Origin of the sequence: Alteromonas sp. KC3, from assembly GCF_016756315.1 — a bacterium.
GTDB lineage: Bacteria > Pseudomonadota > Gammaproteobacteria > Enterobacterales > Alteromonadaceae > Alteromonas.
This window is the reverse complement of record NZ_AP024235.1, coordinates 3736587-3757955: the sequence shown is the minus strand read 5'-3', so window position 1 is coordinate 3757955 and position 21369 is coordinate 3736587. Positions and strand designations below refer to the sequence as shown.

The 21369-nt window shown below is 43.0% G+C and carries 20 protein-coding genes; 12 read left to right on the top strand and 8 right to left on the bottom strand.

Going from position 1 to position 21369, the window contains the following annotated elements; genetic code table 11:
- The first annotated feature begins 16 nt into the window (after positions 1–16).
- On the top strand, positions 17–304 hold the full coding sequence (locus JN178_RS16600) for a hypothetical protein (RefSeq protein WP_202262494.1): 288 nt from the start codon (positions 17–19) through the stop codon (positions 302–304).
- A gap of 23 nt (positions 305–327) precedes the next feature.
- On the opposite strand, the gene JN178_RS16595 is transcribed toward JN178_RS16600, so the two are convergent.
- Positions 328–1560 carry an FG-GAP repeat protein gene (locus JN178_RS16595; RefSeq protein ID WP_202262493.1) on the bottom strand — a complete coding sequence of 411 codons (1233 nt, stop codon included), beginning with the start codon at positions 1558–1560 and terminating at the stop codon, positions 328–330.
- A gap of 401 nt (positions 1561–1961) precedes the next feature.
- Between JN178_RS16595 and pspA the strand changes: the two genes are divergently transcribed.
- The 8 genes from pspA (at position 1962) to JN178_RS16555 (ending at position 9609) form a co-directional block, all read left to right on the top strand.
- Positions 1962–2630 carry a phage shock protein PspA gene (gene pspA, locus JN178_RS16590; protein ID WP_202262492.1) on the top strand — a complete coding sequence of 223 codons (669 nt, stop codon included), beginning with the start codon at positions 1962–1964 and terminating at the stop codon, positions 2628–2630.
- Positions 2631–2693: 63 nt separating this feature from the next.
- The gene (locus JN178_RS16585) at positions 2694–2894 is read left to right on the top strand and encodes a PspC domain-containing protein (protein ID WP_159627855.1); all 201 of its coding nucleotides are present in this window, start codon (positions 2694–2696) and stop codon (positions 2892–2894) included.
- Positions 2894–3256, top strand: a complete 363-nt coding sequence (locus JN178_RS16580; RefSeq protein WP_159627857.1) for a hypothetical protein — start codon at positions 2894–2896, stop codon at positions 3254–3256. The genes JN178_RS16585 and JN178_RS16580 overlap by 1 nt, the downstream gene beginning before the upstream one ends.
- A 153-nt stretch (positions 3257–3409) precedes the next feature.
- A complete protein-coding gene (locus JN178_RS16575; protein ID WP_202262491.1) occupies positions 3410–4402 on the top strand; it encodes a DUF2333 family protein in 993 nt (330 codons plus the stop codon).
- 3 nt (positions 4403–4405) lie between these two features.
- Positions 4406–5161, top strand: a complete 756-nt coding sequence (locus JN178_RS16570) for a TIGR04219 family outer membrane beta-barrel protein (RefSeq protein ID WP_202262490.1) — start codon at positions 4406–4408, stop codon at positions 5159–5161.
- A 167-nt stretch (positions 5162–5328) separates the two neighbouring features.
- Complete coding sequence (locus tag JN178_RS16565; RefSeq protein ID WP_202262489.1) at positions 5329–7152, top strand: assimilatory sulfite reductase (NADPH) flavoprotein subunit; 1824 nt, start codon at positions 5329–5331, stop codon at positions 7150–7152.
- Positions 7152–8873, top strand: a complete 1722-nt coding sequence (gene cysI / locus JN178_RS16560) for an assimilatory sulfite reductase (NADPH) hemoprotein subunit (protein WP_159627865.1) — start codon at positions 7152–7154, stop codon at positions 8871–8873. Before JN178_RS16565 ends, cysI begins: the two co-directional genes overlap by 1 nt.
- Positions 8863–9609, top strand: coding sequence for a phosphoadenylyl-sulfate reductase (locus JN178_RS16555; protein ID WP_159627867.1), 747 nt, complete (start codon positions 8863–8865; stop codon positions 9607–9609). Before cysI ends, JN178_RS16555 begins: the two co-directional genes overlap by 11 nt.
- 11 nt (positions 9610–9620) lie before the next feature.
- Here the strand turns inward: JN178_RS16555 and JN178_RS16550 are convergent, their stop codons facing one another.
- The gene (locus tag JN178_RS16550; RefSeq protein ID WP_202262488.1) at positions 9621–10526 is read right to left on the bottom strand and encodes a TIGR03899 family protein; all 906 of its coding nucleotides are present in this window, start codon (positions 10524–10526) and stop codon (positions 9621–9623) included.
- 138 nt (positions 10527–10664) lie between these two features.
- Here JN178_RS16550 and JN178_RS16545 point away from each other — a divergent pair, with 138 nt between their 5' ends.
- Positions 10665–12890, top strand: coding sequence for a bifunctional diguanylate cyclase/phosphodiesterase (locus JN178_RS16545; RefSeq protein ID WP_202262487.1), 2226 nt, complete (start codon positions 10665–10667; stop codon positions 12888–12890).
- On the opposite strand, the gene JN178_RS16540 is transcribed toward JN178_RS16545, so the two are convergent.
- Positions 12887–13453, bottom strand: coding sequence for a uracil-DNA glycosylase family protein (locus tag JN178_RS16540; protein ID WP_232369601.1), 567 nt, complete (start codon positions 13451–13453; stop codon positions 12887–12889). The genes JN178_RS16545 and JN178_RS16540 overlap by 4 nt on opposite strands.
- A gap of 134 nt (positions 13454–13587) precedes the next feature.
- Here JN178_RS16540 and JN178_RS16535 point away from each other — a divergent pair, with 134 nt between their 5' ends.
- On the top strand, positions 13588–13893 hold the full coding sequence (locus tag JN178_RS16535) for a pyridine nucleotide transhydrogenase (RefSeq protein WP_159627875.1): 306 nt from the start codon (positions 13588–13590) through the stop codon (positions 13891–13893).
- A gap of 50 nt (positions 13894–13943) precedes the next feature.
- Here JN178_RS16535 and sthA read toward each other — a convergent pair whose 3' ends face one another.
- The 4 genes from sthA to JN178_RS16515 form a co-directional block, all read right to left on the bottom strand.
- Positions 13944–15365, bottom strand: coding sequence for a Si-specific NAD(P)(+) transhydrogenase (gene sthA / locus JN178_RS16530; protein WP_202262485.1), 1422 nt, complete (start codon positions 15363–15365; stop codon positions 13944–13946).
- Between the two features lie 184 nt (positions 15366–15549).
- Entirely contained in the window at positions 15550–16677 is a 1128-nt protein-coding gene (locus JN178_RS16525) for an acyl-CoA desaturase (RefSeq protein WP_202262484.1), read from the bottom strand.
- A gap of 149 nt (positions 16678–16826) precedes the next feature.
- Positions 16827–17771: an alpha/beta fold hydrolase gene (locus JN178_RS16520; protein ID WP_202262483.1), complete on the bottom strand. Its 945-nt coding sequence runs from the start codon at positions 17769–17771 to the stop codon at positions 16827–16829.
- A gap of 11 nt (positions 17772–17782) precedes the next feature.
- Positions 17783–19147, bottom strand: coding sequence for a DsbA family protein (locus tag JN178_RS16515; protein ID WP_202262482.1), 1365 nt, complete (start codon positions 19145–19147; stop codon positions 17783–17785).
- Between the two features lie 221 nt (positions 19148–19368).
- On the opposite strand from JN178_RS16515, the gene fabR reads away from it, so the two are divergent.
- Positions 19369–19971, top strand: a complete 603-nt coding sequence (gene fabR / locus JN178_RS16510) for an HTH-type transcriptional repressor FabR (RefSeq protein WP_159627885.1) — start codon at positions 19369–19371, stop codon at positions 19969–19971.
- Positions 19972–20085: 114 nt separating this feature from the next.
- On the opposite strand, the gene trmA is transcribed toward fabR, so the two are convergent.
- Complete coding sequence (trmA, locus tag JN178_RS16505; protein ID WP_202262481.1) at positions 20086–21180, bottom strand: tRNA (uridine(54)-C5)-methyltransferase TrmA; 1095 nt, start codon at positions 21178–21180, stop codon at positions 20086–20088.
- Between the last annotated feature and the right edge of the window lie 189 nt (positions 21181–21369).

The window sequence follows — 21369 nt, the reverse complement described above, 5'->3', positions numbered from 1 at the left end:
ACGTTCGAGGGAAACTATGAAAACTTCACTAATTGCAGCGACTTTACTTTCAGCAAGCATGATGAGCAGCGCAGTGAGCGCGCAAGAGTCAGTGCTTCAAACATTATTAACTGACATGGTTACAACAGCGGTTTCAGTTACTGCAAATGAGATAAGCGCAGACGTTTATCAAACTGTTGCCAATACGTCTTATCACTTCGAATTAGACGGCAAAAATAGCGGCAAGTCAGGTAGCGTAAGCGTAACAGACTTGGTAGTGAGTACTGACGCAGCAGGCTCATCAAATGAAGAAGATGCCGACTAACATCATTGTTGTAAAAAAGCGCCTTAGGGCGCTTTTTTTACGTCCAGTATATAAGCTGCTCCTGATTCAGCGCCATTGTCATCCTTATGCGGCGTACCTACGATGGCCATGTGATCATGCAAGGCTACATTCCAGCCGAACCTATCATTTTCTGATGCATCACTCGCTACTGTCTTGAACTTAAAGCGCCATTGTCCATTTTGCTTTTCATATATGTACAACGCGCCTTGATTAACTGCGCTTACGTCGCTGTGCATAGCACTAATTATTGCCGTACTACTTGTTAATGCAACGCCACGACCAAATCGGTCATCGGCATGGCTATCAGGTGCAGTGATTTTATCTGTCTGTTTCCATGCGCCATTGGAGCGTTCAAAAATATAGGCGGAGCCAGCGTCTATACCAACACCTTCAATATCACCTCTTCGCGCAGAAATTAAAGCGGTATTTCCGTTTAGCGCAACTCTTACGCCAAATATATCCGTTTTCTCTCCATCGCTTGCAAGTAACTTCGCCTGTTGATGCCACTGATTGTCATCGAACACAAAAGTATAGGCGGCCCCTGCGTTGTCAGCTTTCGCATCGTGTAGATCAGCACCCACAAGGATCGTATTGCCATCAATGGCAACGCTTATGCCAAATAAGTCACCCTCAGCACCGTCGGTTGCAGTGAGTTTGGTTTGAAATTGCCACTGATTATTCGCTTTTTTATACACGTAAGCTGCACCCGAATCGGTGTACGAACTATCGCTATGCGGCGCGCCAATCACAAGAAATTTTTCAGTTAGTGCAATACTCTGCCCATATGCATCGTCTTCACGTGCATCAACAGCCGTTAACACTTGAGTTTGGCTCCATGTATCGTTTTCTTTTTTGAAGACGAAAACTGCGCCGGCATTTTTCTTTTTGACGTCACTATTTCTCGCCCCTAAAAGTGCAAAACCATGTTTAAGCGCAACGTTTCCTCCCAAAGTATCATGGGGATAGCGCGGTGAGGCGATGAGTTTGGCTTGCTGCTGCCAACCCTCTTTTGTTTTTGCAAAGATATAGGCAGCACCCGCATCTTCACTGTCTCTTGAATCTGCTTTATATGCACCGACTAAGGCAATTTCTTTATCAATAGCAACGCTGTAACCAAAAAAATCCTCAGAGTTACCGTCATCAGGGACCACTTTAATTGGCTGTGCAAAACTATTCGGGGTGAGTAGCAGTAAACCACAAATAGTGAGCCTAATGGTTGTGAGATGTTTTTCCATTACCTTTTCATTCCTTGATTAGAAAGCAAACACACTAGTGGGTATAGCGCACTCCGACAATTCAGAGTCGATGAAATGAAAAATTTCAAAGATGGTTACAGCTCGCCCTTAGATGTAATGGCACTTTATTTACTCATGCTTAGGTGTAAAGACCGCTAATTCACAGTAGTGGTCAAATTCACAAAGTCAGTGGTTAAAAATACCAATTATTAGGTTTAGCTTGTTTTGAATTTACCTCTGTAAAAGTGATTTTTTGAAAAAATGCATACAAAACAATTGTTTAATAATTTGGCACGTTGATTGTAATAGTAATAGGGAATCCAGTAGGAAATCCAGCGAAGCACAATATGACAGTGGTACAGGGCTGGTAACCAAATAACATTCTTAACGGAGAAATAATCATGGGTATGTTTTCGCGTATTAACGATATTGTTCAAGCCAACATCAACGCAATGCTAGACAAGGCTGAGGATCCGGAAAAAATCATTCGTTTGATTATTCAGGAAATGGAAGAAACCTTGGTAGAAGTGCGAACTGATGCTGCGCGATATATCGCGCAACAAAAAACACTAGCGCGCCACATCGATGCAGCAACAAAAGAAATTAATGGTTGGCAAGATAAAGCCCAGCTTGCCATGAACAGCGATAAAGAAACCCTGGCTAAAGCTGCGCTTATCGAAAAGCAAAAGTACGTTGCAAAGCTCGCGTCACTTGAAGAGCAGCAAAAACATTTATCGGAGACGGTAGAGAAAATCCAGCAAGATACTTCGCGTCTTAATAGCAAACTAGCTGAAGCAAAGGCAAAACAGAAAACACTGGTACAGCGCAAAAATTCAGCGCAGACCCGCCTTAAAGTGAAGCAAGCAGACCATGAAAGCAAGATTGATGATGCGATGACGCGTTTTGAAAATTACGAGCAACGTATCGATTATCTAGAAGCGCAAGTTGATGCTTACGATTTGACGAAAACAAACGAAGCTACGTCACTGCAAGCTCAGTTTGACGCAATGGAAGCCGATGAGGCAATTGAGAAAGAATTGGCTGAACTTAAAAAGAATAAGGTCGCTTAAGCGACCTTACCCCAGCCAGTGTAAACCGCATTTAGCAAAGTACAGAATAGAGTGGAGAAAATCATGAAAATGCCAACACAAAAACGTATGTATAGAGATTTAGACTCAGGCGTTATCTCGGGTGTTTGTGCAGGAGTTGCACGCTACTTTGATATAGACGCGGTATGGGTAAGAGCTGCGGCCGTGGTAAGCCTGTTCGTCGCTACCCCAATTACACTGGTTGCCTATATCGCTGCCGTTATTCTTCTGCCGAGGATGGGCTAATGAAAAATTTCTTGATTGCAGTGGTTATCGCCATTGTTCTTGTAAACTGCTTAGGCAATTTAGTAGACAGCTGGTTAGGAATGCATATCGTCATGGCCGATGAATTGTTAGGGCCATGGGAAAACATAGCGGTGTTATCACTTATAGGTGTGGTTTTGGTTGTGGTGGGCTTTGTCGTGGCAGTGAGCGTATTAGGTACTATCGTGCTTGGTTTGGGTGCGGGCTTACTAGCACTATTTGTTGTAGGCGTCAGCGCGTTTTGGCCCATTATCATTATTGGTATTGCGCTTTATGCTCTGAAAAACCGTAACTCTGCACAGTATAAGCAGCGAAATAGTCACAATATGCACCATACTTTATAGAAAACATAAGCCAAATTAAGTTGTGTTTACGTAGTAAAAGATGATGTTATAGACGCAGCCGTCATAAAGGTTTCGCATTTTTCAGGTAGAGTAAAAAATCATATAGCTGGTGAACGCCGGCTATATGTCATTTAAAAGGAAGGTTGGTGTGATATGAGACAATCAATTAACGCAAAATGGATCGCGATTTTCACTGCGGTAATATTGGTCGTATTCTGGATTATTGGTTGGTATTGGAGTTTTTCACCCGATACGTATGACGTGAGAGAGCGTTTACAGAAAAACTCGTCAATTGAAAATCCAACGAAGATTGCTGGCTACACATTAACCACAACAATGATTGATGTATCAGAAACCTTGCTCGACAAACCGGGTGGTTATCTTTCTAATGACGTTACACCACCGGGACTTTTCTTAGATAACATGCCGGCTTGGGAGTTTGGTGCGCTTGAAATGGTGCGTGACCTGGCGTTATCAATGCGTAAAGACTTCAGCCGTTCTCAATCACAGTCAATTGAAAACCCTTATCTTACCAAAGCACATCCCAAATTTAATATGGACCACAAAAGCTGGGCGTTACCCTCTTCAGAGTCCAGTTACGCTGAAGGTATCGCGTTGTTAAAACAATATCGCGATGAGCTTGCCAGTACGCGTAATTCTGACAGTCAGTTTTATACACGTGCCGATAATTTGCGCGAATGGCTTAAACAAGTGGAAAAGCGGCTAGGTAGCTATTCACAAAGGCTTAGTGCCAGCGTAGGATCTGCTCGCATTAATACCGACCTTGCTGGTGACGCCAACGCAAGACAATCTTCACCGGTAGCCAGTCAGCGTGTTGTAAAAACAAGTTGGTGGAAATTAGATGATAACTTCTATGAAGCGCGCGGCGCTACATGGGCACTACTGCACTTTTTAAAAGCAGTAGAGATTGAGTTTTACGATGTGCTAGAAGATAAAAATGCATTGGTGAGTCTGCAGCAAATTATTAGAGAGCTAGAGGCTACTCAACAAACGGTATATAGCCCAATGATTTTAAATGGAAGCGGTTTTGGTATGTTAGCTAATCACTCGTTAGTAATGGCAAACTATATTTCTCGAGCAAATGCCGCTTTAATTGAACTTTCTGAACTGCTCAATCAAGGATAATTAATGAAAAAAGGTCTATTAGCTGCAGCATTAGGTTGCGCATTAGTGTCAACGGCATCTCAAGCTGACACCATTGCGGGTGTATATGTAGGTGCACAAATGTGGCAAACCGACACATCTGGTGGATTTGCTGATAGCAGTAGTACAGCAGACTTTAATTTTGATGATGAAACAAATACTGCGCTTTACATCGCTTTTGAACACCCAGTGCCTTTTGTTCCAAATATTAAAATTAGCCATGCGACATTGGATAACTCTGGCTCTACGGTATTGAACACCAATTTTACCTTTGATGGTGAGTTGTACACTGCAAACAGTGAAGTGAATACAGATGTGGAAATTGATTCAACCGATTTCATTATGTATTACGAGCTGTTTGACAATGACCTCGTTAGCTTTGACTTAGGCATAAATGCCAAGTATATCGATGGTTCTCTAGCGGTTGCAGACAGAGCCAGCAGCACATCGGGGTCTGCGGAGTTCTCTGGTATTATTCCAATGGCATACTCGAAGGTACAATTGGGCTTGCCGTTTACAGGGCTTTCTGCCTACTTTGAAGGTAGCTATCTGTCATTTGATGATCACGAGTTAAGCGACTATCAAGCTGCAGTGCAGTATTCATTTATCGAAAGTATTGCGATAGACATGACGCTACAAGTCGGTTACCGAAGTGTAACAGTAGACATTGAAGATCTTGACGACGTATATGCAGACATGGAATTTGACGGCGTATTTGCTGGACTAGAGCTACACTTCTAAGCACTTTTTGCCAAATAGTGATAAGGCGTGACTGAGTTTCAGTTCACGCCTTTTTTATTTCAATATCGCTTTTAAGCACTTTCCGTAATAAAAAAGTTTCATTTATTCTTTTCTCTTCTTGAAGAAAGTCGTTAGCCTTAGCGCCATTGATAAAAGGCTAAAAGACTATGTCACAAGATTCTAATTCGAACTCAGCGCCAGGCGCCGTATTAAACGAACAACAATGGAATGCAATTACGCAGGCCATTGCGGGGTTAAATCGTGATCAACTTACTTGGGTAAGTGGATATGCTGCGGGTATGGCGGCAGCGCAAGGTGGTGCAGTAGCACCAATGATGGAAGCGCAAGCTGCGCCTGCGGGTGATGCGCCAACATTGACCATTTTATATGGTTCACAAACCGGTAATGCAAAAGGTGTGGCAGCACAGTGCCAAGCAAAAGCAGAAGAAGCTGGGTTTAATAGCAAGCTCGTTAGCATGGCAGACTACAAGCCGCGCAACTTGAAAGGTGAAACCCACGTTGCTGTTTTCGTTAGTACGCATGGTGAAGGCGATGCGCCTGATGATGCTATTGAATTGCATGAATTTTTAGCAGGCAAAAAAGCGCCTAAGCTCACCAATACAAAATATGCTGTTTTAGGCTTAGGTGATAGCAGCTATGAGTTTTTCTGCCAAACAGGTAAAGACTTTGATGAGCGCTTGGGCAAGCTTGGCGGTAAAGCCATTGTAGAACGCCTCGATTGTGACGTTGACTATGAAGCTGAAGCCGAAGCATGGCTAAGCAAACTTATCGAGTCGCTTAAAGAAGATTTTAGTGCTGCGTCAGCGCCAGCAGTTGCAGCGCAAACCGGTGCAGCTGTTCACGGTGTAGCTGCACAGACGTACACCAAAAAAGCCCCGTTTAAAGCGTCTCTCATCGAGTCATTGAAGATAACAGGGCGCGACTCTGTAAAAGACATACGCCATATCGAAATTAGTCTTGAAGACTCTGGTATAACGTACCAGCCGGGTGATGCACTTGGTGTATGGTTCAAAAACGCACCATCACTGGTATCTGAGCTTGTTAGTCTACTTTCTTTAGACGGCAACGCCGAAGTGGTTGTGGCCGAATCAAGTATGCCTTTGTCTGAAGCACTGACTTCAAAACTTGAGCTTACGTTAAGTTATCCTAATTTTATTAAGTCTTACCAAGCGGCCACAGGCTCTGAGAGTTTAGCGGCATTAATGGAAGACAAAGCGCAGCTTCGTACTTACATGGCTGAACGTCAGATAATTGATATTGTACGAGACCATCCAGGCTCGCTGACTGCTCAGCAGTTAGTTGATGCACTGCGCCCGCTAACGCCGCGTTTGTATTCAATTGCATCAAGCCAAGCGGAAGTGGAAGAAGAGGTTCATCTAACCGTTGCACACGTTGATTATGAAGCTTTTGGTCATCGCCATCAGGGTGGTGCATCGGGTTTCTTGTGTGAATACCTTGAAGAAAATGGTGAAGTGGATGTGTTTGTCGAAAACAACGACAACTTCCGTTTGCCTGCAGATCCAAATACCCCAGTCATTATGGTAGGGCCGGGTACAGGTATAGCGCCATTTAGAGCCTTTATGCAAGAGCGCGACGCTCAAGACGCAGAAGGTAAAAACTGGTTGTTCTTTGGAAACCCACACTTTACGCAAGACTTTTTGTATCAAGTCGAGTGGCAGGGTTATGTAAAAGACGGTCTACTGGACAAAATTACATTGGCATTCTCACGTGACCAAGAAGAAAAAGTATACGTTCAACATCGTTTATTAGAAAACGGCAAAGAAGTATACGAATGGCTTGAACAAGGTGCACATTTCTATGTTTGTGGTGATGCTATGCACATGGCAAAAGATGTAGAAAATGCCTTAATTACTATTGTTCAAGAGCACGGTGGAAAATCTGAAGCTGATGCTAAAGCCTATATTGTTGAGTTGCGTAAAGCGAAACGTTATCAGAAGGATGTCTATTAATGAGTAACGAAAAATCACCTTTTATCGTTGAGGGCAAACTGGCTGACAACGAACGTCTTAAGCGTGAGAGTAATAACTTACGTGGTACTATTGAAGCCGATTTAAAAGATGATCTTACCGGCGGATTTACGGCGGATAATTTCCAGCTAATTCGTTTCCACGGTATGTACCAGCAGGACGACCGCGATATTCGCGCAGAGCGCGCTAAACAAAAATTAGAGCCATTGCACAATGTCATGCTTCGTGCGCGTTTGCCTGGCGGTGTTATCACGCCTGATCAATGGTTAGCAATCGATAAATTTGCAGCAGATCACTCTATTTATGGCAGTATTCGTTTAACAACGCGCCAAACATTTCAGTTTCACGGTGTGTTGAAGCCAAAAATTAAGTCGATGCACCAAATGTTAAATAAAGTTGGTATCGATTCAATTGCCACAGCAGGTGACGTTAACCGAAACGTGCTATGTACTTCGAACCCTGTTGAGTCTGCACTTCACGTTGAAGCATTTGAGTGGGCTAAAAAGATCAGTGAGCATTTGCTTCCTAAAACCCGCGCCTATGCTGAAATTTGGCTAGACGGCGAAAAAGTGGAGACCACCGAAAAGCCTGTTGAGCCTATTCTAGGTGATAACTACTTGCCACGTAAGTTTAAAACTACCGTGGTCATTCCACCGCAAAACGACGTAGACGTACATGCTAACGACTTGAACTTTGTAGCTATTGCCGAGAACGGCAAGTTAGTGGGCTTCAATGTACTAGTGGGCGGCGGTCTTGCGATGACACACGGTGACAAGAGCACGTATCCGCGTAAAGCCAGCGACTTTGGTTTCATTGGGCTAGAAAACACCCTAGATGTTGCAGCGGCGGTTGTTACCACTCAGCGCGATTGGGGTAATCGTGTCAATCGTAAAAACGCAAAGACAAAGTACACACTTGAACGTGTTGGTGTGGAAAACTTTAAAGCCGAAGTTGAAAAGCGCGCTGGTGTAACATTCCAAGAAAGTCGTCCGTACGAATTCACTGGGCGCGGTGATCGCATTGGTTGGGTAGAAGGTATCGACGGTAAATATCACCTTACTGTCTTTATCGAAAATGGCCGTATTTTGGATTACCCAAATAAGACCTTGAAAACAGGTTGCGCAGAGATTGCCAAAATCCACAAAGGCGATTTCCGTTTAACCGCAAACCAGAACCTGATTATTGCAGGCGTAGCCCCTGAAGATAAAGACACTATTGAGTCTTTAGCAAGACAGCACGGTTTGATTGCGCCTGAGATTTCTAATCAGCGCCTTGACTCAATGGCATGCGTAGCATTGCCTACATGTCCATTAGCTATGGCAGAAGCAGAGCGTTACTTGCCTGATGCGGTAACCGAACTTGAAGGGTTATTGGCGAAACACGGTCTAGAGCAAGACAGCGTGATCTTTCGTGTAACCGGTTGTCCAAACGGCTGCGGTCGCGCCATGTTGTCAGAAGTAGGCTTGGTGGGTAAAGGGCCAGGTAAATACAACCTTCATTTAGGTGGTAACCGGGAAGGTACACGCATTCCACGTATGTACCGTGAAAATATTAGTGAACAAGAAATCATGGCAGAACTTGATACGCTTTTAGGCCAATGGGCGAAAGAGCGTAATGATGGTGAAGCCTTTGGTGATTTTGTCATTCGCGCTGGTATCGTTAAACCAGTAGTAGACTCCGCACGGGATTTCTATGACGCATAATACAGCTACATCGCAGCAACCATTGTCACTTGATATCAGCAAAGAAGCGTTAGCCGATATCAATGAAACGTTGGAAACCATGACGGCGCAAGAGCGAGTTGCTTGGGCGCTGGAAAACTTGCCGGACACGCACATTGTCTCATCGAGCTTTGGCGCGCAGTCAGCAGTGATGCTGCATATGCTGACGCAAGCACAACCGGATATTCCGGTTGTGCTTACTGATACTGGCTACCTATTCCCAGAAACGTACAAATTTATTGATGAGTTGGTTCAAAAACTGAATCTTAACTTACATGTTTATCGAGCAGATATGTCTTCAGCGTGGCAAGAAGCGCGATTCGGCCGTTTGTGGGAAAAGGGTATAGACGGTATCGAACAGTACAACAAACTGAACAAAGTCGAGCCGATGCAGCGCGCATTGTCTGAACTAAATGCAGGAACATGGTTTGCTGGCTTACGTCGCAGTCAGTCAGACACGCGAGGAAAACTTCCTGTGCTTCAAAAGGTAGGAAAGCAGTTTAAGTTGTATCCTATTATTGATTGGAGCAACAAAGATCTTCACTACTACTTAAAAGAGAACAACCTTGAGTACCACCCATTATGGGAGCAAGGATATGTTTCTATCGGTGATTGGCACACAACGCAATCACTGCAAGAAGGTATGAGTGAGCAAGATACCCGTTTCTTCGGCTTGAAACGTGAATGTGGACTTCACGAATTCGGTGACGGAATTTAAGGTTTAACAACCTAGGCAATACTGAATACTTCGCCCAGAACTGTTTTTAGGGCCGCTAAATACGGTTCATTGGGCGACTTACCTACAAGGGTATATAACTCGCTCCCCACGGGTGTAAATTTATAATACACCAACGCGACACCCGATGTCTGACACGTGAGATCAATGGTGTCATTGACACAACGCAGAGACACTTTCTGGCCTTCTGTATACTCGCCACTCTCAATTTCACTCGCGTAAATGAGTTTCATTTCTTGTAATGACAACAAGTCAGGGTAGCTCAGTCCAATCGATGCTAAGTTTACATGCTCAGGCACAGGGCGTTTCAAAAACGAAAAAAGCCCTTTTCTTCTGTGAAACCCTACTAAAATTCGCGGCACGGGATCATTATTTCTTTTACTTGCCACGCTTACCGCTTTACTGAAAATCTTTGCATCGCGATGAGTGAGAGTTTTCAAGAGCTGTAAGGTGCGCAACGAAAAGCTACCGGGACGTGCTACTTCTACAGCAAAAATTTTTCCCCATAATTCCTGCATAGGCGGGCTGTAAATCTCTTCAGCCATAGTACTAAAAGCAAAAAACCAATCTGGGTCAAGATTCTCTGTAGTTTGTTCGTTGATTGTTACATTTAGTGCTATATTTAGGACAGCTTGAAGGTTACTGGCCTTTTGTGTTTCAAGGATTTGTTTTCTGCGTTCGATAGCATGCTTTTGCTTTTTCGGATCAGGCGACAACATCGAAGGGCTAATACCAACGCGCGCAAACCAAGACAGCATTCGTTGACGACTCACGTCTACCTTGGCGTTGACGGTGTTTCGCTCTGTGGGTATGTTGTCTGCAGCGTTTGGTTTAGCTTTTTCCTCAGGTGCAGGTGTCTTATTTACCTGTTGGGAAAAATGCTGTGGCGTAATCTTCATATAAATGTGTTAAGTGATAAATTTAACGGCACTAGGGGAGCACTATTGCATTGCGTAACCCAATTATCAATGTAATCGTTGCCTTTATACAATGAGTAGCGCATTCTAGTATTGTATATGTTGAGGAAATAAGTGGTAATGTCGGCAATGGATTACGATAATGACGAACTCATCTTCTTAGACGATGATGGGTCAACTGACGAACAAGTACTTCTAGGCAAAGACTGGAACATTCTTATTGTAGATGATGATGAAGAAATTCATACCGTCACCCGTCTTGCTTTGTCTGATCTAGTGGTCAATGACCGCAAGCTTAATTTCATCCATGCCTATTCAGGTAAACAAGCCAAGGAATTACTGCACGAATATGGCAATAGCATTGCCATTATTTTACTTGATGTAGTGATGGAAACCGATGATGCCGGTTTTGAAGTGGTCAAGTACATTCGCGAAGATATGAAGCTATTTGAGCCTCGCATAATTTTACGTACAGGCCAGCCCGGTTATGCGCCGGAAGAGCAAGTCATCAAAGTTTACGACATTAACGACTATAAGACGAAAACAGAGCTCACAAGAGCCAAGTTACTTACCACAATTATTGCCTCTCTGCGTTCTTATCAGCAAATCATTACCATAAGTCAAAATCGCGCCGGTTTAGAAAAAATCATTACGTCGTCAGCTAATTTGTTTGAAGAACATTCGGTTAAAGCTTTTTGTGAAGGTGTCGTCACACAAATAAGTTCGCTTATAGGACTGGATTCAGAAGGCTTACTTTGTGCCAGAGCGGGCTCATTGATTGACCGTGAAGATGAAGATGTTTATGTGCTTGGCGCTGCCGGTGAGTATGCAAAGTACATTAACAAGCCTATTGAAGAGCTGCAGAAAGACGAAATTGCAGATAACGTGTCACGCTGCTTACGCCTTAAAAAACACATTTTTGAAGCTGGGTTCTCGGTTTTATTTATTAGCCGAGCAGGCTTTGAAGCCGCAGTCTACGTTCGCCAAACACACGAAATCAGTGACCTTGACCGCGATTTATTAGAAGTGTTTTTATCAAGCATTTCCGTTGGCTACGAAAACGTAAATCTATTCCATGAATTGAGAAATGCAGCATTTAGAGATTGGCTAACGCGTTTACCTAACCGAAATGAATTTATTAATATGCTCGATAAACCCCATATCTTTGCATGCGAAGATTGCTGCGTGGCGCTTATCGATGTAAATCATTTTTCTGATATTAACGATGGACTTGGTCAGGAAGTTGGAAACGATCTGTTACGCGCAATAAGCGACCGTTTTCAAACCGCGTTTGGTGATGACGTTAAAAAAGGGCGAATTGGTGCCGATGTCTTTGGTCTTATAGGGCCAGCAACCTCAGTTTCGCCTGATTCAATCAATGAGATATTTGAATCTTCATTTCAAGTTGGGGATCACACGTTACCTGTTAATGTGACGCTGGGTTTATGCAAGCTCGATAACAAGCGTAATATTGGTATAGAAATTCTCAAGCGAACTAATATCGCGCTTAATCGTGCTAAGAAGAACTTAACCGATAATTTTGAGTATTACGCGAAGGATATTGAAGACCAAACTACGTGGCGACTAGATATGATTAGGCGTTTGCGCAACGATTTTGCTGCACGCAAGCTCGAACTGTGGTTTCAACCTCAAGTAGATTTACTGAGTGAAAAAGTAGTGGGAATGGAGGGGTTATTGCGCTGGCCTGACGGTGACGGCGGCTATATTTCACCCGCAGTATTTGTTCCTTTGGCTGAATACTCTGGCTTGATTGTTGATATAGGTGAGTGGGTATTAGAAGAATCCTGCCGAAGGCTACAGCAACTACGAGAGCTAGATTATGGTCATTTGCGTGTTGCAGTGAATATTTCTATTCCACAATTCAGAGATCGTTTATTTGTCGATAAAGTTAAGCATGCTTTGTCTACCGCTAATTGCGATCCAAGCTTGTTAGAACTGGAGATCACTGAAAGTGTGGTAATGGACGAACCACAAATTGTGATTGATGCACTTAGAGCATTAAAAGAATTTGGTGTGAAAATCGCGATTGATGATTTTGGCACAGGCTTCTCATCTATGAGTTACCTACAGCAATTACCACTGGATCGTTTAAAAGTCGATCGTTCGTTTGTTAAGGACATCAAGCCCGGTGCAAGTGCAGTTCTTGCTGAAACAATCGTGACATTGGGCAACAAATTGGGATTGTTAACTATTGCAGAAGGCGTTGAAAAACGCGAGCAAGCAAGTTACATGATTAAATTGGGATGCGATGAAGCACAAGGGTATCTATATGCTAAACCAATGCCCTTTGACGATCTGCTAGAATTATTGAAAGAGCAAGATTAACGGCGTAATGCCTCGGCTACGCGCTGCTGCAGCCGAGGAACGACATTATTTTCAAACCACGGGTTCTTAGCTAGCCATCGGTTGTTTCGTCCCGATGGATGAGGAAGCACATATTCGTTGGACTTATTGTATTTTACCGCTTCTGTTAGTGTCTTGTACTCTTTGACGTAATATTGTTGCGCATAACGGCCGACGTAAAGTGTAAGTACTGGTTTTAAGTGTGCAAGAACAGAAGGGTGCCAAGTAGGCGCACAACGTTTGATTGGCGGTGCATCAGCGCCGTCAATTAAGCCCGGAAAGCAGAGCCCCATTGGTAGAATAGCGACATTCTCAGGTTGGTAAAATAATTCAGCACTGATCCCCATCCAATGGCGTAGACGCTCACCGCTTAAGTCGTCGAACGGCTTTTCATTTTTATGGGCTTTTAAGCCTGGTGCTTGACCAATAATAAGGATCTTAGACTTATTATGTAGAGAAAAAATTGGACGCGGCGCATAGGGTAGTGTGTCACTACATAGAGTGCAAGCCTTGATATTTTCTACTAAGTTTCGGAATTCAGACAATTTTTTTCCAAATCTCGTCAAATATTTCACACTGTCATACTTCTGTAACATTACTATGATCTGAATTGACTATCTAACGTATATACAGTATATTTACATTTAACAGTAATGTACTGTAACACAGGAGAAGAGACATGCGTAAAGTAGTACTTGGATTAGCATTATCAGCTGCATTTGGTATTGCGCATGCGGAATCTGGCAGTAACCAGCTTTTCGATTGCATGGATGCGAAAACATTCGAAATGAATAACCAATGTATGGCCGACCAAATCGGTAACAACATTCGTTTCCGTGATGCACAAGCAAAAATGATTGAAGTTGCTAGCGAGAGTCAAGGCGACTACGCCATTGCAACAATGACATTCGATCAAGAAAAAATGCACATTGATATCGTGGCTCATAAAGACGCGTTGAATGCGTTAGCTGCGAACCGTAACTAATTATATAGTTAGCTCAAAGCCGGCGCTTGATGCCGGCTTTTTTGTGCCTGTTAAAAAATTCTATTTAAGCCATTAATAGCTGCAACACGATAAGCCTCAGCCATCGTTGGGTAGTTAAATGTGGTATTGACGAAGTAGTCAATCGTGTTGCCTTCGCCTTTTTGCTGCATAATTGCCTGACCGATATGTACGATCTCCGATGCACGCTCGCCAAAACAGTGGATCCCAAGGATCTCTTTGGTCTCTCTATGAAACAAAATTTTAAGACTACCTGTTTGAGTAGAGGCAATTTGTGCACGGGCTAAGTGTTTGAACTGGGCGCGGCCCACTTCATAAGGCACTTTTGCAGCCGTGAGTTCTTGTTCTGTTTTACCAACAGAGCTTATTTCAGGAATGGTATAGATCCCCGAAGGAATATCTGCGACCAGTGCGGCATGGGTTTTCTTGTCCAGCATCGCTTCTGCGGCAAAACGACCTTGATTATAGGCTGCTGATGCCAAGCTAGGGTAGCCAATTACATCGCCCACGGCATAGATATTATCGACCTCAGTTTGGTAGTTCTCGTTAACGCTTAATTGTCCTCTGCTGTCTGCCTTAAGTCCTACGTTTTCAAGTTTAAGCGTATCGGTATTACCCGTTCGACCGTTTGCAAACAACAAACAATCTGCACGCATTCGCTTACCTGACGCTAGGTTAAGGATCACTGAATCGTCAGTTGCTTCCACCGATGAATAGGTTTCGTTATGGCGAATAAGCACGCCGTTATTCCACAAGTGATAACTCAACGCATCTGAAATTTCGGTATCTAGAAACGACAGTAAACGATCGCGCATATTCACCAAATCAACTTTTACGCCAAGCCCTCTAAATATACTGGCGTACTCAGAGCCGATAACCCCTGCACCATAAATAATGATGGACTTAGGATCGTGATTTAAAGACAAAATAGTGTCTGAGTTATAAATACGCGGGTGATTGAAGTCGATATCCTTCGGGCAATAAGGGCGAGAGCCCGTAGCAATGGCAATTTGCCCCGCAGTGACAGTATCTCTCGAACCGTCTTTTCGGGTGATTTCTAACGTATGGGCATCAACAAAGCTTGCTTCTCCATGGAACAGAGTAACGCGATTTCGATCGTAAAATGAAGAGCGTAGCCTCGTTTGGCTTTTAACAACACCACTGGCATGGCGCATAATGTCGGAAAATGTAAGACTCTTACTTAAATGGTTGTCAGCAAAAAGTGGCGACGTATTGTATTCAATTAAGCGACTAACGGAATGGCGCAGCGCTTTAGAGGGTATTGTACCCCAATGAGTACAGCCTCCTCCTACAGCGTCGTAGCGCTCTACAATTGCAACTTTCTTTCCCGCTTTAGCAAGCTGCATTGCCACACCTTCACCGCCAGGGCCTGTTCCGATTACAATTGCATCATAATGGTATGACGGTGCCTTTGTTTTTTGCTTCGTTGCCATGTTTTTCCCAACTCGTTGTTTTTTATTTTAGATAAGCGTGTACCAAGTGAAACTTAGCACGCTCTTATCATAGTATTACCTGACTACCACAGTAATTCCAACCGACTCTAGTCGTAGATAATAAAAAACCACACGAGCCAAAGGCTGGTGTGGTTTTTTTACGCGTATTGTTAACTAAATTGGCTTATGCCATTTGCAAAGACAAGGTTTGCAGTTGTAACCATTTTTCTTTTTGAACAGCAAACGCGTGCTTTAGTTCCTTGTACTTATAAGCTAGCTCTAATCCTTCAATACTGCGCTTCAATGTTTTTTGCTTAATACGCATTACCCGTTTCTTTGTTGAGTAGTAGTCGCTCATACGCTGCATAAGTAAGTCGTATTCTTGCTGAATGGTGTGCATTAACTCTTCAGCATTTGGTAATACAGAGACTTGTTCGCTAGCACGCTGAAGTTGCATAGCTGCCAATGCTTTTTCGATACGTTCTTCAGGTACCTTGCGAAGATTACGTGTTAACCCAAAATAAGAAAGACCTTTAATCAACCACTTGGTTGGATCAAACTGATACCAACGAATCCCGTTGCGATAGTCATACTCAAAGATATGGTGATAGTTATGATAACCTTCACCAAAGGTGAAGAATGCTAGAACACCATTATCTCTTGCTGTGTTCTTGTCGGTATAAGGTTGACTACCCCAAAAATGGGCAAGTGAATTAATAAAGAAGGTGACGTGATGAACCAATACCAGACGAAGAACACCCGCAATTAAAATCATGCCAAGCACATCACCATTTAGATATCCTAGCAATCCAGTAATACCAAAATTAGCCGCCAGAACGATAGGGAGATAATGATTGTGTTGCCACATTACGACCTTGTCCTTCTGTAGGTCTTTGCAATTGCTGTAATCATCATAGCGTTTCGCTTGATATTCACGCAGCATCCACCCTATGTGAGCGAACCACAACCCCTTTTTGGCTGAGTAGGGATCTTTGTCATTGTCATCAACGTGACGATGGTGAATGCGGTGATCTGACGACCAGTGCAGAATACTATTTTGCAGTGCCATGGCACCGCCGATTGCGAGTATGACGCGTACCACAACATTGGCGTCATAAGTTTTGTGTGACCACAAGCGATGGTAGCCAGCAGTGATAGACATACCTGTAAAGTAAAATAGGAATATAGCAGCGCCAATTTCGGCCCAATCAATACCTTGATATGCCACCCAAAGTGGAACACCAATAAATGCAATCGCGCCAGATATTAAAAATACCAGCACGTTAGTCAAAATAAGAGGAGGTTTTTTCATTTTATACAACTTGGCTTACAACTGTTCGCTAATTTATCGTTTTACGGAAGTTCAGGCAAGCAAAACCAAGATAAGTTCTGCTTACATGTGTAAAGTTTAATTATAGATTATGCCGTCAAATTCGCGTCGACATTTGAAGTGAAAATCGCTTATTGCTTGTTTATAAAAGAGATGATTGTTTCGCTAACGGCTTCAGGTGCTTCCATTTGAGGGTAATGCCCAACATTTGCGAGGCGAACGATATTCTTGCTTGAGACTAATGTCTCATACCGCTCTACCATGTGCTCTCCTGATATGGGATCCGCACTACCGTTGATAATTTGTATTGGGCAAACGGCGTGTGTTAACGCCTCTAACCACCGCTCTCTGTGATATTTGCGTTGTGTCATATACCCGATGAGTTTATGGAAAACCTGCTTTCCTTGGTTGAAATTAATAAGCTGCCACATTTCCTCTAGTTCCTGAACACTTGGTTGAGTATCGTTTCCAAAGACAGATCGCATATTGCTATCAACGCTTTTTTTGCTGATCAACTTAGCGACATAGAAGCCCAGAGGAGAATTCAGCAAAGTTTGAATAAATTTAGGTCGATGAGTTTCAGGAAAGAGTCCGCCGTTAAGGAGTGTCGCGCTTTGTAGGGTAAGTCCTTCATCATTGTGATGAATGTGGGCGTGTCGATAAAGTAACTCTTGCGCAACAGAATCACCGTAGTCATGGGCGATGATATGACATTGCGTTATATTAAGGTGCTTTAACAGTGCTTCGAAAACATTCGCTTGGTTGTGAATTGAATAGTCATACTCGCTTGGTTTATCGGAAAAGCCAAATCCAAGCATATCAAGTGTAATCACTCTAAAGTGCTGACACAGTGAAGGCCATATTTTGTGCCAGTCCCAACTAGCGGTAGGGAATCCATGTATTAAAACTACTGTTGGAGCAACCTGCAAATTATTGGGATGAATCTTTTTTACACCCAATTCACTGTATTTACTGTCCTGGTAAAAGATATTCATTTCGCAATAAGGAAACGTTTGGCCAGTTTGCTGCCACTGCTCAATGGATAAATTGGATGTAATATACTTTGTGCTATTCATTTTGACAGTTCTTAATCTAGTTGATGAATTGAGACCGGCGATGTTCTCATTGCGTCTCGTAATTCTCTCTCAATGACAAACATTCTGTCCTGACCCCACACCATCGTGTTTTTGTAGCGAAAAATCGGTACACCCCAATTACCAAAGGCGTACATTTCTTGTTGATTTGATACCACTTCCTCTTTCCAGTGACTGTCGCTTAGGTGACATTTTGCTTCGGTCCAATTTAATCCCGCTTGTTCAACAATACGTTTCATTCCCTCATTGGTGTCTGCCCTAATGCCTTTGGCATTTACGCCTTGTGCGAATGCCAAAAGGTATTCAAGGTAGCGTCCTCGTTCGCGAGCAAAACGTAAAAGGGAGTAACAACGCTCAACGCCAGGGCCTAAGGGATCTGCGACAAAACCGTATTCAATGCCCAATTTTCGAGCTTCTCGTGTGGTATCTAAGAATATGTAAAGGGCTTTCTTTTTAGGGACATCTAGTCCCCTCATCATCATAGGTAGGACAGGCTTTACGTTAAGTGGTACACCATACGCGTTGGCAAGGTATATGGCCTTGTAAAGTGCGATATAGGAATAAGGACTGCGTGCTGACCAAAACAGTTCAATAGGGGGGACGTTTTCCACTTTTACAGAGGGTAGTGCGGCGTTATGTATTATTGAGCTTTGAATATTCAAATAACTGCGGTCGAAAACAACATGGATAGTAGGTAGTTTTCCTAGATTCTCGTGTAACAAACGCTCTTCCAAATGGCAAAGGCGATCTATGCCCCAATACCACTCTCCCTCAAAATAGAGGGTCGCAGGTAGGTAGTGCCCTTGCTGTGATAGGGAATTACTATTTTCTTTGAGCTTTATTTTGAGGGCATCAGCGTTCTTTGATTGTTTCATTTGACGATATGGCTCGTTAGCATTGCGTGATTGCCAGTAATCTTCAAATATACGGAGTAAAGCTTGCCAACTGTCTCCTTGGTCAATTCTATCTTGTAAATGTATTGCGTAGGCGTCGTAATGTGCTACATCAATCGCCGATTGTGACTTGTTGGGGTGTGGTAAAAATTTGAAGTGATAAAGAGAAGCCACATAATTTGCGTCAACTAACGCGTGTTTTGCCCATAATTCTGGTTCGGGAAACATGTCTTCTTGCAATGAATAAATGACGTTAGCACTAAACTCGACATTAAAGCGCTTTTCTATACTGGGGAGCGCCTGCACTAAAAGGTATGAATAGGGATCATCCACTTTCAGATAAACATTAATGCATGCCTTACGATTTGTAAGACGGCGTAGTAAGCGGTGAAATTTGCGCCGTCCATCTCGCAATACGTCACTTGATATCGCTCTTAGTAAGTAGCGTTGAATGACCTTTTTCACAATAAACTAGGCACAATACGCCCCTTGGTTATTTGACAGCAGACTCTATTAAACTACCGTATCACACTCTATTTTCAGTTCTTAACAAAATATTAACTTCGTCACGTTTTAATATCGTCAACATTTGCTTAAGCGAGAATTCACCTTCTTTGTTTCTTTGACGCATACTCTTACGATAGACTACAAAGTCTTATGCTAGGGCCTCTTAATATGGTGTAACTGTGAGCCGACAAGAACAGAAATTAAAAACCCGCCAAAATATCATCCACGCCGCGTTCTCTTTGCTTGATGAAAACCGAAGTCTTTCGGCAATTAGCTTAAGAGAAGTTGCTCGTGAAGCAGGTATTGCTCCTACGTCTTTCTATCGACACTTCAAAGATATGGATGAATTGGGGCTTACATTGGTCGACGAAGCTGGTTTAGCACTTCGACAATTGATGCGGCAGGCCAGGCGACGCATTGCATCTGGCGGCGGTGTTATTCATACCTCAGTAGAAACTTTCATGGAGTTTATCGCAGCGAATAAAAATGTATTTCGTTTATTATTGCGTGAGCACACAGGAACGTCTTCGGCGTATCGTTTAGCAGTTTTTCGAGAAATACAGCATTTTATTGATGAGCTCACCGACTATATTATTGAGCAACAAAGTGTGGAATATGCATGTGCGCAATTGCAAGCTGATGCGATGGTGAGACTTGTTTTCAGTGCGGGGGCTGAAGCACTGGAAGCTGACGATAAATTGCGTGGTGAAATTGGTGAAAAAGTTAAAGCTCAACTGAGGTTTGTGCAGGTGGGCGCAACGACAACTGTAGGTAAGAAATAACGAGAGGGTGTTGATCTTTACCGTAAAACTAAAGCGCAAAAACTAACATTCTCTAATGTAAAAGAGGCCGCTTTTGGCCTCTTTAGTATACTTTTTTTGTATAGAAGCCGTGCTCTATTTTCGTGACAATAGCACACCAGCTTCGACGTGATGTGTAAACGGGAATTGGTCGAATAACGCCGCTGCACTTATTTCGTGAGTTTTGCAAAGTAATTCAAGATTCTGTGCAAGCGTCTCGGGATTACATGAGATATATACAATGTTGTCGTAATCCTGAATCATTTTTAGTGATTCTACATCAAGGCCTGCGCGCGGAGGGTCGACAAGAACCGTTGTAAAGTTGTAATCCTTCAGTTCAATTCCTTCTAACCGACTAAACGTACGTTCGCCTTTCATGGCTTGTGTAAATTCTTCCGCGGCTAATCTAACAATTTTTACGTTATTCAGTTTGTTTTGTTCTATGTTGAACTGTGCAGCTTGAACTGACGGCTTCGCTATTTCAGTTCCAACCACATTGTCGAAATGAAGCGCCAAAGGAAGTGAGAAGTTTCCTGCGCCACAATACATTTCGAGTAGATCACCGGTAAGGGGGGTAACACAGTCAAGAGCCCATTCAATCATGCTGCAATTTACCGAAGCATTTGGTTGGGTAAAGCTATTTTCGATATGTTTGAAAATGAATGTTCTGTCTTTAATTGGTAATCGCTCAATAACGAAGTCATCATCTATAACGCGTTTCTGCTTACGAGCTCGGCCAATGATGTTTACTTTTTTAAACTCAGTTTCAAGTGATTGCTTTAATGCTCTTGCCTGTTGTTCCCATTCGTCGTCGAGTTGACGGTGATATAAGAGGCTTATTACCAATTCTCCTGAAAGCGCAGAAAGGTAATCTATCTGAAAAAGCTTTTTCCTTAAGACTTCTGACGGTCTTACGTGTTCCAGTAACGCGGTCATTGCGCGATTAATGGTCTCGCATGCTGGTGGAAAAGCGTCGACACGGTATTTTTCCTTTGTCTCTTGGTTGAACATGATGTGATATAGGTCGTCACCTTCATGCCAAACCCTAAACTCAGCACGCATACGGTAATGCGTAGGCTGGGAACTAAAAACCTCTAACTTCGGTGCATTAAATGGAGAAAGTAAGTCACCTAGGCGGGTAACTTTTTCGTCAAGCTGAGCTTGATAGTTTTTCAGATCTGGTGCGGTCATATTACTCTCTCCATCACGATTTCGTGGTTAACACCGTTGTTTTGTTTTGCAAGGTCGCGAATTGTAGTCCCTCACAAAATATGTGCAATGCTAAATGGCTTTATAAGCACTTTTATACAAGCAGGGATAAAAAAGGTGTATTAAAATTAAACAATCCTGATTCAGTGCCGATAATAAGAAAGAGGATAG